Source organism: Streptomyces sp. CAU 1734 (genome assembly GCF_039888735.1).
Lineage (GTDB): Bacteria > Actinomycetota > Actinomycetes > Streptomycetales > Streptomycetaceae > Streptomyces.
Genome location: NZ_JBDQQP010000016.1, coordinates 68,262 through 80,117 on the forward strand (window position 1 = coordinate 68,262; position 11,856 = coordinate 80,117).

Sequence of the window (11,856 nt, forward strand, 5' to 3'; positions counted from 1 at the left end):
CGTGCGGTGAGGAATGCATCCCGGCCAGCAGATTACGGCCGCCGGCGCCCCGGTGGCGTCTTGATCTCACCCGACGCGCCGACTCTGGATAGTCGGGCTCCGGCTCACGACGACTTGAGGAAGTCGTTCGGTCGAACGGCCGGTCATTGCTTGAACACCGATGCGAGATCTAGTTTTCTGTCATGCCGCAAGGCGCCCCGCTCCACAAACCGATGGGAGGGCTGAATGCGAGACAACCGGGAGAACGAGACCGCCGCAGTCGACGCGGCCGCGGCAACCGCCGCGGACACGGCAGTGGCGCCCGGCGGCAGCGACGACATCACCACCGTCACCCTGGAGGCCTATGCCGACACCATTGTCCCCGGACAGAAGCGATGGGCCGGCGACCGGGCGGTCGCCGGAGCGGCCGAGGGCCCCGGAGCCGTGGAGGCCGGCGCGCTCGAACTCCTGCGCTGGGACGCCACCGGCATCAGCGAGGGCCTCGACGACCTGGCCCGGCTGGCCAACGCCCACGCCGCCGAGTACGCCGCCGAACACGGCCTGGCCCTCGACCCGGACGTCCCCGCCTTCGTCGCCCTCGACTACGACGCCCGCGCCGAACTGGTCCTGCGGCTGACGAAGCCGGGCCACCCGGAGAAGGACTTCTGGGTCCTGCTCTCCCTCTTCTGCAACATGGCCTTCGACTCGGCCGCCCACCTCAACACCGCCCGGGCACTCGCCGACGGACACCCCGGCCTCACCGCCATGGGCATCCCGGCCCCCGGCCCCGACGGCCTGTGGCGCTTCACCGCATCCGGCTACGGCCGCGCCTTCGCCCGACTCCACCCGGACACCACACCCACGGGGAGCCCCGCATGAGCAGCAGCGCCGAGAGCACGGACGTCCTCGTCATCGGCAGCGGCTTCGGCGGCGCCATCACCGCGTACCACCTCGCGGCCGGCGGGGCCAAGGTCACCGTCCTGGAACGCGGACCCTGGCTGAAGAGCACCGACTTCGAACACGACTACAAACTGGGCTCCTCCTACACCCGCGCCTTCGACTTCACCGTCGGCGACGGCATGAGCATCCTCGGCGGCAACTGCGTCGGCGGCGGCAGCGTCGTCTACTTCGCCGCCATGCCCCGCGCCCCCCGCTTCGTCTTCGACCGGCACGGCTCCATCGGCCGCCGCATGTGGCCGGCCGCCGTCAGCCGCGACACCCTCGACCCCTGGTACGACCGGGTCGAGCAATCCCTCTCCGTCACCCCCCAGGGATGGGAGGACGTCAGCTACGCCGGCGGCCTGTGGGCCGCCGCCTGCAACCACTCCGGCCGCACCGCCAACCCGCTCTCCGTCGCCATCGACGGCTCCAAATGCGTCAACTGCAACTGGATGATGGCCGGCTGCCGCTTCGAGGCCAAACAGTCCCTGCTCGTCAACTACCTGCCCGCCGCCCTCTCCCACGGCGCCGAGATCCGGCCCCTGCACGAGGTCCAGCACCTCACCCGCACCCCCGACGGCGGCTACCGCGTCCACTACGACACCGTCCACGAGGAGGACTACCGCATCCACACCGGCAGCGGCACCATCGACGCGAAGATCGTCGTCATCGCCGCCGGCGCCGGCGCCACCCCCGTCATCCTCCAGCGCAGCGAGGCCCACCTGGGCACCATGCCCCGGGCCGTCGGACGCTACTTCTCCGGCAACGGGGAACGCCTCAACACCGCCGTCGTCAACGAGAGGAGGGCGGCCGAACTCCTCGGCCTGGACCGCGGCGACGGACTCGCCTACGCGGCCAACCACATCGGCCGCGGCCCCACCGTCGCCAACTGGGACCGGCTCGACGCCGCACTGCCCGAATACACCCGCTACTCCCTCGAACAGCTCTACTTCCCGCCCGGCCTCGGCACCATCCTCGCCCAGGTCCCCGACGCCGCCGGACGCTCCTGGTTCGGCCCCGGCAAGAAGGAGATCCTCAAACGCTGGACGTCCTGGCTGACCATCTTCACGATGATCGAGGACGACAACGAGGGCGTCTTCGGACCGCCCCCCGCCACCGGCAACGCCCACCGGATATCCCAGCAGATGCTGGGCCGCGGCAACCTCTCGTACACCCCGGCCAAAACCACCCAGGCCGCCTGGGACATGTCCGACGCCGACGTGAAGGAGATCCTGGAGAAAGACGGACTGGCCACCGTGATGCCCTGGACCAACGACCTGGTGGGCGCCTACACCGTCCACCCGCTCTCCTCCTGCCGCATGGGCGACGACCCGCACACCTCCGCACTCGACGACCGCAACGAACTCCGCGGCCACCCCGGAATCTTCGTCACCGACGGCTCCGCCGTCCCCGGCGCCCTGACCGTCAACCCCGCCATGACCATCGCCGCCCTCGCCGAACGCGCCGTACCCGGCATCGTCTCGGCCGCCCGCTCCCGCGGCGTCCCCGTCACCTACGGCGCCCCGCCGCCCGCCGGCCCCGCCGGCAGCCGCGCCAAGAACATCCTGCCCCTGCTCCCTCCGTCCGCGCAGCCGCAGAGCGTGTCCTCCGCACGCTGACGACACCGCTCAGGCCCCCGTCCGAGGGACCACCCGGTCCCCGGACGGTCCGCATCCGAGGTGAGTTGCTTGAAGGAACCGTAAAGCCGTTCGCATCCAAGGGAAGGAAAAGACCATGTCCGACTATTTCGAGTACCGGCACACCGTCGGCTTCGAGGAGACCAACCTGGTGGGGAACGTGTACTACGTGAACTACCTCCGCTGGCAGGGAAGGTGCCGCGAACTCTTCCTCAAGGAGAAGGCCCCCGCCGTCCTCGCCGACGTCCAGGAGGACCTCAAGCTCTTCACCCTCAAGGTCGACTGCGAGTTCTACGCCGAGATCACCGCCTTCGACGAGCTCTCCATCCGGATGCGGCTGGCCGAACTCGGCCAGACCCAGCTGGAGTTCACCTTCGACTACGTCAAGCTCGCCGACGGCGAGAGCCTGGTCGCCCGCGGCAGGCAGCGGATCGCCTGTATGCGCGGCCCCAACACCGCCACCATCCCCTCCCTCATCCCGCCCGCCCTCGCCCACGCCCTGGAGCCCTACGGCAACGGGACCCGGGTCCTCGCGGGACGCGCCGCATGAGCGGCACGGCGCCCCGGCGCACCCCCGCACCCGTTCCTTCCGCACGACTGGTGAGTTGCTTCACGGGACCCACCCGGGGCGGGAACGCCGGCCACCGGGCCCAGGGCACCCCCGCCCGCCTCTTCCCGGCCCCGTGAGTCCTTTCACGCAACCCACCGCACCGCCCCGCCCGGTGAGTCCTTTCACACAACCGGCCCCGCACCCCGCCCCTTTCCCCGGCCAGTGAGTCCTTTCACACAACCAACGCCCGACCGGCGAGGAGAAACCACATGAACGCACTCAACGACATCCTCAAGGACCTCTCCACCGACATCGACGAGGTCGCCCGGCTCGTCGCCGGACTCGACGACGACGCCTGGCACACCCCGACACCCGCCCCCGGCTGGAGCGTCGCCGACCAGATCTCCCACCTCACCTTCATCTTCACCCTCGCCCGGACCGCCGCCGCCGACCCCGACACCTTCAAGGCCATCACCGCCTCCGCCGCCGGCGACTTCAACGGCGCCGTCAACTCCGCACTCGCCCTCTACAACACCCTCCCGCCCGCCGAGCTCCTGGCCCGCTTCCGCTCCGAGGGCGAGGCATCCGTCGCCGCCCTCGGCGCCGTCCCCGCCGACTCCACCGTCCCCTGGCTCGTCAACCCGCTGCCGCCGGCCGTCCTCGCCGCCGCCGGAATCATGGAGCTCTTCGCCCACGGCCAGGACATCGCCGACGCCCTGCGACTGCGCCGCGAACCCACCGACCGGCTGCGCCACCTCGCCTTCTTCGCCTTCCTCACCCGCGACTTCGGCTACCAGAGCCACGGACTCACACCCCCGGCCGAGCCCTTCCGCTTCGAACTGACCAGCCCCTCCGGCGAGACCTGGAACATCGGCCCCGACACCGCCGGCCAGAAGATCAGCGGCCCCGCCCACGACTTCGCCCTCCTCGTCACCCGCCGCCGCCACCGCGCCGACCTCGCCCTGACCGCCACCGGCGACGAGGCCGACCGCTGGCTCGACATCGCCCAGGCCTACCGCGGCCCCGCCGGCCAGGGCCGCACCCCCGGCCAGTTCACCGAACCCCAGGAGTGACGGCCATGACCAGCGCGAGCCCGAACCGCGTCACCGTGATCGGCTGCACCGTGACCGGCATCTCCATCGCCCTCGCCCTGGTCCGCACCGGCACCGAGGTCACCCTGGAGGACCGCGACCCGGCCGCCCTCGACCGCGCCCTGCACGCCGGCGCCGGCCTCCCCCTCACCCCCGGCCACCCGCCCGCCCACGTGGTGATCATCGCCACCGCCCCCGGCGACACCGTCGACACCCTCGTCGAGGCCCAGGCCCGCGGCCTCGGCCACACCTACACCGACATCCACGGCACCAGCCCCGCCGTCCGAGCCGAAGCCGAACTCCGCGGCTGCGACCAGGGCGGCTACCTCCCAGGCCACCCGCTCACCGGCCGCGACCGCCCCGCCGGCCCCGACGCCCACCTGCTCACCGGCCGCACCTGGATCCTCTGCCCCTACGACACCACCACCGCCGAAACCGAGACCACCGTCACCGCCCTGGTCACCGCCTGCGGGGCCCGCCCCCGCCGGCTGGCCCCCACCGCCCCCGGACACACCTCGGGCCCGGACCGCCTGAGCATCCCGTCCTGAACCCCGCCCCCGGCCAACCGACAGCGAAAGCGAAGAGGAGAACGACATGAGCCGCCCCGACACCACCCCGAACAGCGACGGCGTCAACCGCGACGCCCTCGCCCACAACCTCACCGGAGCCCACGACCCCGACTTCCTCGCCCTCGGCCTCGGCGGCACCAACATGATGGCCATGCTCTGGACCATCGCCTCCGGCCGCCGGGCGGTCGGCGTCGAACTGCGCGGCGGCCCCTCCCTCGGCGTCCACTGGAACATCCGCGAGGAGCTCTACCACCACCTCGGACTCATCGACAAGATGATGATGGAGCGCTACGGCGAGGCCCGGATGCCCCGCCGCGGCGACGGCAAGATCCTCTACCTCGCCGACAGCCTCTACCAGCCCGGACTCCCCGCCGGACCCGTCGCCGCCGACGAGGTCGTCACCGGCTTCCTCAGCTCCTACGTCGGCGCCGAGGCCCGCATCGCCGGCACCGTCCAGCACGCCGAGTTCATCGACGACCGCTTCAAGGACGGCCACCCCAACCGCATCGTCACCGTCCTGGACCCGGTCGCCCTGCCCACCGCCCCCGACGAGCGGCGCCTGGGCGGCTCCATGACCGAAGTACTCGACGGCCCCTCCGCCTTCCAGTCCCGCGCCGCCGACGTCCTGATCCTGCTCCGCCGCTACCTGGAGGCCGTCGAGCGCCAGGACCTCAACGACGGCGTCACCCCCCGGGTCCGCCTCTTCAGCCAGCACCGCGTCCTCACCGACGGCACCGGCTTCCAGGACACCGGCGACGGCCGCAAGCGGGTCCGCATCGAAGCCGTCCGCGAACTCGACTTCAAGGGCAAGTTCCGCCGCGTCCGCGCCCCCGGCACCGACGTCATCGACCTCGGCGTCCCGCGGGTCTTCATGGTCGCCCAGGGCTTCCGCAGCGACGACGCCGACCAGCTCGGCTTCACCCAGGAGGACGTCAAGGTCGACCACGGCGACGGCCGCGGCCCGGTCGTGGCCCAGGCCGACTACCTCGCCGGACTCATGGACGTCCTGGTCGACGGCCGCCTCCGCCGCCGCGTCGCCTCCGAATTCGACGAGGACGGCACCGAGTACTGGGTCCGCCAGATAGCCGTGGGACACGAGGGCGACCCCGCCGTCGGCTGGGTCCTGGTCCAGGTCCCCGACTTCAAGAAATTCGACCCCATCGCCGCCGGCCTCATCCCCGCCGGCACCGACCACGAATCACCCGAGTACTACGCCGGCTACCAGTACCTGCTGCGCGAGTTCTACCTGGAGCAGTCCTCCCACATCCTCGGCATCCCCGCGAGCGAACTGCGCACCGTCCAGATGACCTACGGACCCAAGATGTTCAGCCTCGTCGAGCGCACCGGCAAGGACGCCCTGGTCGCCGCCAACGGCGTCATCGCCGGCGACTCCTTCGGCAACGGCCACTTCATGACCAGCGGCGGCGCCATGACCGGCATGGTCGGCCACGGCCGGCGCGTACTGGACTACTGGCGGGCCATCGAGGACGGCACCGCACACGGCGACGCCGTCCGCGCCCTCGCCGACGGCATCAAGGAGGACACCGACGGCTGGCTCCACGTCAGCGCCCAGGAATTCAGCCAGGCCGCCCCCATCAACTTCGGCACCGAGCGCATCCAGCAGATCGCCGAGTCCAGCGGACGCGACGCCTCCGCCCGCGCCGCCGCCATCGACGCCTCCCGCCGCCACCGCCACACCCTCGCCCCCCTCGACTACTCCGACTGGCGCCGCCCGGTGATGTACCCGGGGAGTGTGTACGCCTTCCCGCTGCCCCCGCTCAGCGCCACCCACCCGGCCGCCGCCCGCGTCACCGTCACGGCGGGGAAGTGAACGCCATGACCGGACTGCGCCCGGGCCTCGAACCCCGCCAGGACGAGATCGCCGCCATGATGGCCTCCGCGACCTCCTTCGTCACCGACTTCATCGGCAACCTGGACACCGCCCCCCTCAACGGCCTCGCCGCCCCCGGCACCGCCGGCCCCTCCGACGACGTGGCCGCCCTCCTCGCCCCGCCCGCCGAGCACCCCGGCGAATTCGGCGACCTGCTCCAGGTCTTCCGCACCGCCGCCGAACAGTCCGCCGACACCGCCGGCCCCAACACCTTCGCCTACTTCCCCGGCGGCGGCCTCTTCACCGCGGCCCTCGCCGAACTCCTCGCCTGCACCGTCAACCGCTTCACGGCCGCCAGCTCCATGGCACCCGGACTCGTCGCCATGGAACACGGCGTCATCCACTGGTTCGCCCGCCAGTTCGGCCTCCCCGCCACCGCCGGCGGCCTCATCACCACCGGAGCCTCCACCGGCGCCCTCTCCGCCCTCCTCACCGCCCGCCGCCGGCTCCTCGGCGACGCCCCCTACGACAACAGCGGCACCGTCTACGTCACCACCCACACCCACCTCTCCGTCTCCAAGGCCGCCCGCATCGCCGGCCTCTCACCCGACCAGGTACGGCTCGTCCCCGTCACCGACGACCTGCGCATGGACGCCGACGCCGCCACCCGGATGATCGAGGCCGACCGCGCCGCCGGCAAACACCCCTTCCTCATCGTCGCCACCGCCGGCACCACCGACACCGGAGCCGTCGACCCCATCGGCCGCCTCGCCGACACCGCCCGCGCCCAGAACATGTGGTTCCACGTCGACGCCGCCTACGGCGGAGGATTCCAGCTCACCGCCCGCGGCCGGGCGAAACTCGACGGCATCGACCGCGCCGACTCCATCGCACTCGACCCCCACAAATCCATGTTCTTCCCCTACAGCTCCGGCGTCCTGCTGGTCCGCGACGAACGCCTGCTGCACGCCGCCCACAGCGCCGACGCCCCCTACCTCCAGGACATGGACCGCGGCACCCCGCTCCCCGACTACCAGGACCTCGGCACCGAGATGAGCCGCGGCTACCGCGGACTGCGCCTCTGGCTGCCCCTGCACCTCCACGGCGTCGCCGCCTTCCGCGCCGCCCTCGACGAGAAACTCGACCTCGCCGAGAGTGTCCACCGCGCCCTCGCCGACCTCCCCGAGCTCGACGTCCTCACCCCCGACCTCACCGTCATCAACTTCCGCCTCCGCGGCGGCGAGGAGATCAACCGCACCCTGCTGGAGACCATCCACGCCGACCGCCGCGTCCACCTCACCAGCACCCGCATCCGCGGCGAGTACACCCTGCGGCTGTGCGTCCTCAACCACCGCACCCACCGGCGCCACGTCGACCAGGTCATCTCCATCGTCCGCGACGCGGTCCGCACCGTCACCGCCGCCACCGCCGCCGCGGGCGCCCGGTGAACCCCGCCGCCGCGACCGCAGGAAACCGCGCCGCACAGCCCCGTACCGCGGCACACCGCACCACCACGGCAAAGACCGGCCGCACGGCAACCCCACACCGCCCGGCCGGCCGCACCCGATCGGCCCGCTCAGCCCGCCCCGCTGTCCGGAAGATCCAGCCACCACTGCGCCGACCGCGCCCAGGACACCGTCCTGGCCAGCCCCTCCCGCAGCGGCGTCTCGCACTTCCAGCCCAGCACCCGCTGAGCCTTCGCGGTCGCCGGCACCCGGCGCGCCAGATCCTCGTACGCCGGACCGTAGGCGGTACGGGTGTCCACACCGGAGGGCACCTCGGCCGACCCGGTCAGCTCACCCACCAGCTCCACCACCTCGCCGACCGCGGACTCCACCTCGCTGCCCAGGTTGAAGACCTCGCCCACCGCGGCGGGAGCCGTCCCGGCCAGCACCGTCCCGGACACCGCGTCGTCGACATAGGTGAAACAGCGGGTCTGCGCGCCCCGGTCGTAGACCACCGCGGGCCGTCCGTTCAGCGCCCGGTGCACCGACCGGCTCACGATGTAGGCCGGACGCTGGCCCGGACCGTAGGCGTTGAAATAGCGCACCACCGACGCCCGCAGCCCGTGCTGCTCGGCGAAGGCGAAGGTCATGTGCTCGGCCAGCGCCTTGCTGGAGGAGTACGTCCAGCGGCTCGCCCGGGTGGAACCCAGCACCCGGTCCCCGTCCTCCGCCCACGGCACGGCCGGATTCTTCCCGAAGACCTCACTGGTGGAGGCCACCACCACCCGCGCGTCCGCCCGGCAGGCCAGATCCAGCACATTGCGGGTGCCGGAGAAATTGATGTCGATCACATCCAGCGGCCGGGACAAATACTGGTCCACCCCCACCACCGCGGCCAGATGGTAGACGACCTCCGCCCCCGCCACCGCGGCACCCAGCCGCTCCGGATCCCGGATGTCACCCGTCACGAACCGCACCCCGTCCGGAACACCCCGCCCGCCCGCCGGGGGAGCGCCGTCGAAGACGGTCACCTCGTCCCCCCGCGCCAGCAGCCGCGCCACCAGATGACCGCCGAGGAAACCGTTCCCTCCGGTGACCAGCGCGCGCGCCATCACCGCCGCCCGATGCCGCGGTAGACATGACCGGCACCGCGGACCGCGGCGATCTCCCCGGCCGAGAAACAGTCCCGGCCGTCCAGCACCAGCGCCCGCCCGGCCAGCGGCAGCTCCCCGAAGTCCAGCCCGGCCAGCTCCGGATGGCGTGCCAGCACCGCCACACAGTCCGCGCCCCGCACCGCCTCCGCCACGCTCTCCTCGGGCGCGATGCCGAACATCGCCGTCGCGGCGGCCCGGTCGGCCAGCGGATCGTAGGTGCGCACCTCGGCTCCCGCCGCGGTCAGCGCCCGGACGGTGTCCAGCACCGGAGTGGCCCGCAGATCACCCGAACCGGACTTGAACGACAGCCCCAGCACCGCGACCCGTGACCCGGCCGCCGGCCGGCCCAGCGCCGCCAGCCCCTCCACGATCAGCCCCGCGGTGTGACCGGGCATCAGCGAATTGACCTCACGGCCCACCGGAGCGGTGCGGATCTCCACTCCCCGCTCCCGCGCGGCCCGCCACACCATCCACGGATCCTTGGTCAGACACGACCCGCCGACCCCCACCCCGGGGGTGAGGATGTTGACACTCCCGCCGCCCTTGGCGATCGTGTTCGCCGCGCCGATCACCTCCATCACATCGGCGCCGAACAGATCGCAGAACTGGGCCAGTTCATTGGCGAGCGCGATGTTCAGATCGATCCACCAGTTGTCGGCCAGCTTCACGATCTCGGCCGACTCCAGCGAGTCCACCACAATCGTCCCCACCCCCAGCGACCGCTCCCAGAAGCCGGCCGCCGTCCGGGTGGACTCCTCGTCGAAACCGCCCACCACGATGGGGAAGGTACCCAGCTCCCGCAGGGCCGCCCCCTCCGCCAGCCGCTCCGGCGTGAACGCCAGCGCGAAGTCCCGGCCGGCCACCAGACCGCCCTTCTCCAGCAGCGGCGCCACCACCGTACGGGTGGTGCCCGGCGACACCGTGCTCTTCAGCAGCACCAGCGTCCCCGGCCGCAGCCGCCCGCCGAGCTCCTCACACACCTCGCGCAACTGCTCGTCGGCGAGCGAACCGTCCGGGCGCACCGGAGTGCCCACGGCGATCACCACCACATCGGCACCCTCGACAGCCGCGGGATCGGAGGTCACCCGCAGCAGCCCGGCCGCCGTGGTCCGGCCGATCAGCTCCGCCAGACCCTCCTCCTGGAACCGGCAGTACCCGCGGCCGATCTCCGCGACCAGGGTCTCGTCGGTGTCCACACCGACGACCTCCAGACCGCGCCCGGCCAGCACCGCCGACAGACACGAACCGACATATCCGAAACCCACGACGGCCACCCTGGGGAGCCGGTCATCGGGAAGAACAGGCATCTTCGCTCCTCGGGGGAAAGGCAGGGACACGGCCCGGACGCCGATCAGATGTAGTGCGTGTTGGGCTCCAGGCCGCACAGAATGCGCCCGTAGAGCTCCGCGTTGGTGTCCGGGTGCATGATCGCGTGCTGATTGACCACCCGGACATCGCGCTCGATGCGCTGGATCGGCACCGTCTGGTAGATCGAGGTCCCGCCGCTGGCCGAGGAGAAGATGTCCACCGCCTCCTTCACCAGCCGGCCCACCCGGCCCATGTCACCGCGGACCCGCGCCCGCTCCTCCGCGCTCCACGGCGAACCGTCCGCGTTCTTGGCGTCCACCAGATCGGCCGCCCGGAAGGCGTGGAACTCGGCCTCGTCCACCCGCAGCACCGCCTCCGCCACCTGAAGGTGCGTCAGCTGCGCCTGCTGCCGGCTGGAGTGGTCGGTATAGGTGATGCCCCGGCCCGGCAGCCGCTCGAAGAACGCGTCCCGCGCCCCCCACGCCAGCCCCAGCGTCACCCCGGAGATCGTCGCGCACGCCGTGGGCAGCAGCGGCCCCCGGAAGAGCGGGATCGCGGCGTTCAGCTCGGAGGAGTACCGCTCGCGCAGCACCTCGCTCATCCGCAGCACCCGCTCCGCAGGCACGAACACATCCCGCGCCGTGGTCGACACACTGCCCGAACCGCGCAGGCCCGAGGTGTACCAGTCGTCCACGATCTCCAGATCCGACAGCGGAATCGCCGTCATCACCGGCTCCATGGAGCCGTCCGGATGCCGCAGCAGCGCCGCGTTGGTGTCCCACTGGCTGTGCAGCGCGGCACTGTTGAACGCCCAGGTGCCATTGACCACCACCCCGCCCTCGGCCGGGACGGCCACCGCCGACGGGCTCAGGATCCCGCACACCCGCACATCGGGCACGGCGTGGAACTCGTCCTGCACCGCGTCCGGGAAGAGCCCCGCGATCCAGCCGCTGATCTGCCAGATGGCGGTGGACCAGGCGGCCGAACCGTCCGCGCGGCCCAGCTCCGCGATCACCTCCACCACGGTACGGGTGTCGCTCTCGTACCCCCCGTACCGCGCGGGCACCCGCAGCCGGGTCAGCCCCGCCCCGGAGATCCCCGCCACCACGTCGTCGTGGAGCCGGCGGTTCTCCTCCGACCACAGCGCGTGCTTGCTCAGCACAGGTCCCAGATCCCGGGCCCGCTGGACCAGTTCCTGCCGTGACGGTGCTTGTGCGGTCGCCATCAAGTTCCTCCCCGACGAGCGGTGAACGTATGCCCCGACCGTCCCACCGCCCTCCCGCCCCCCGCATCTCCCCACGTGCGCCCCGGACCCCGGGGCCGCCACACCAAGCCCCGCCGGCGATTGAGGCG

General features: G+C 71.9%; 10 protein-coding genes. 7 read left to right on the forward strand and 3 right to left on the reverse strand.

Annotation, left to right across the window (positions count from 1 at the left end):
- The first annotated feature begins 225 nt into the window (after positions 1-225).
- The 7 genes from AAFN69_RS27645 to AAFN69_RS27675 all read left to right on the forward strand — a co-directional run bounded on the left by AAFN69_RS27645 (position 226) and on the right by AAFN69_RS27675 (position 8,044).
- Complete coding sequence (locus AAFN69_RS27645; RefSeq protein ID WP_347731554.1) at positions 226-858, forward strand: DUF5987 family protein; 633 nt, start codon at positions 226-228, stop codon at positions 856-858.
- Complete coding sequence (locus AAFN69_RS27650; protein WP_347731555.1) at positions 855-2,537, forward strand: GMC family oxidoreductase; 1,683 nt, start codon at positions 855-857, stop codon at positions 2,535-2,537. The genes AAFN69_RS27645 and AAFN69_RS27650 overlap by 4 nt, the downstream gene beginning before the upstream one ends.
- 115 nt (positions 2,538-2,652) lie before the next feature.
- Positions 2,653-3,105 (forward strand): acyl-CoA thioesterase, encoded by a 453-nt coding sequence (locus tag AAFN69_RS27655; RefSeq protein WP_347731556.1) that lies wholly within the window; start codon positions 2,653-2,655, stop codon positions 3,103-3,105.
- A gap of 269 nt (positions 3,106-3,374) precedes the next feature.
- Positions 3,375-4,178, forward strand: coding sequence for a TIGR03084 family metal-binding protein (locus tag AAFN69_RS27660; protein ID WP_347731557.1), 804 nt, complete (start codon positions 3,375-3,377; stop codon positions 4,176-4,178).
- 5 nt (positions 4,179-4,183) lie between these two features.
- Positions 4,184-4,744, forward strand: coding sequence for a prephenate dehydrogenase/arogenate dehydrogenase family protein (locus tag AAFN69_RS27665; RefSeq protein ID WP_347731558.1), 561 nt, complete (start codon positions 4,184-4,186; stop codon positions 4,742-4,744).
- Between the two features lie 46 nt (positions 4,745-4,790).
- Complete coding sequence (locus AAFN69_RS27670; protein WP_347731559.1) at positions 4,791-6,596, forward strand: hypothetical protein; 1,806 nt, start codon at positions 4,791-4,793, stop codon at positions 6,594-6,596.
- A 5-nt stretch (positions 6,597-6,601) separates the two neighbouring features.
- Positions 6,602-8,044 (forward strand): aminotransferase class I/II-fold pyridoxal phosphate-dependent enzyme, encoded by a 1,443-nt coding sequence (locus AAFN69_RS27675; RefSeq protein ID WP_347731560.1) that lies wholly within the window; start codon positions 6,602-6,604, stop codon positions 8,042-8,044.
- A 128-nt stretch (positions 8,045-8,172) separates the two neighbouring features.
- Here AAFN69_RS27675 and AAFN69_RS27680 read toward each other — a convergent pair whose 3' ends face one another.
- From AAFN69_RS27680 to AAFN69_RS27690, 3 genes are read right to left on the reverse strand one after another with little or no spacing between them, the layout of a single operon-like run.
- Positions 8,173-9,153, reverse strand: a complete 981-nt coding sequence (locus AAFN69_RS27680) for an NAD-dependent epimerase/dehydratase family protein (RefSeq protein ID WP_347731561.1) — start codon at positions 9,151-9,153, stop codon at positions 8,173-8,175.
- Positions 9,153-10,502 carry a nucleotide sugar dehydrogenase gene (locus tag AAFN69_RS27685; protein WP_347731562.1) on the reverse strand — a complete coding sequence of 450 codons (1,350 nt, stop codon included), beginning with the start codon at positions 10,500-10,502 and terminating at the stop codon, positions 9,153-9,155. Before AAFN69_RS27685 ends, AAFN69_RS27680 begins: the two co-directional genes overlap by 1 nt.
- A 44-nt stretch (positions 10,503-10,546) precedes the next feature.
- Positions 10,547-11,728 (reverse strand): acyl-CoA dehydrogenase family protein, encoded by a 1,182-nt coding sequence (locus AAFN69_RS27690; RefSeq protein ID WP_347731563.1) that lies wholly within the window; start codon positions 11,726-11,728, stop codon positions 10,547-10,549.
- Positions 11,729-11,856: the final 128 nt, after the last annotated feature.

What these genes read in the sequence shown, in the direction of transcription:
- AAFN69_RS27645 (WP_347731554.1), top strand. Translation starts at nt 226, where the DNA reads ATGCGAGACAACCGGGAGAACGAGACCGCCGCAGTCGACGCGGCCGCG.
- AAFN69_RS27650 (WP_347731555.1), top strand. Translation starts at nt 855, where the DNA reads ATGAGCAGCAGCGCCGAGAGCACGGACGTCCTCGTCATCGGCAGCGGC.
- AAFN69_RS27655 (WP_347731556.1), top strand. Translation starts at nt 2,653, where the DNA reads ATGTCCGACTATTTCGAGTACCGGCACACCGTCGGCTTCGAGGAGACC.
- AAFN69_RS27660 (WP_347731557.1), top strand. Translation starts at nt 3,375, where the DNA reads ATGAACGCACTCAACGACATCCTCAAGGACCTCTCCACCGACATCGAC.
- AAFN69_RS27665 (WP_347731558.1), top strand. Translation starts at nt 4,184, where the DNA reads ATGACCAGCGCGAGCCCGAACCGCGTCACCGTGATCGGCTGCACCGTG.
- AAFN69_RS27670 (WP_347731559.1), top strand. Translation starts at nt 4,791, where the DNA reads ATGAGCCGCCCCGACACCACCCCGAACAGCGACGGCGTCAACCGCGAC.
- AAFN69_RS27675 (WP_347731560.1), top strand. Translation starts at nt 6,602, where the DNA reads ATGACCGGACTGCGCCCGGGCCTCGAACCCCGCCAGGACGAGATCGCC.
- AAFN69_RS27680 (WP_347731561.1), bottom strand. Translation starts at nt 9,153, where the DNA reads ATGGCGCGCGCGCTGGTCACCGGAGGGAACGGTTTCCTCGGCGGTCAT.
- AAFN69_RS27685 (WP_347731562.1), bottom strand. Translation starts at nt 10,502, where the DNA reads ATGCCTGTTCTTCCCGATGACCGGCTCCCCAGGGTGGCCGTCGTGGGT.
- AAFN69_RS27690 (WP_347731563.1), bottom strand. Translation starts at nt 11,728, where the DNA reads ATGGCGACCGCACAAGCACCGTCACGGCAGGAACTGGTCCAGCGGGCC.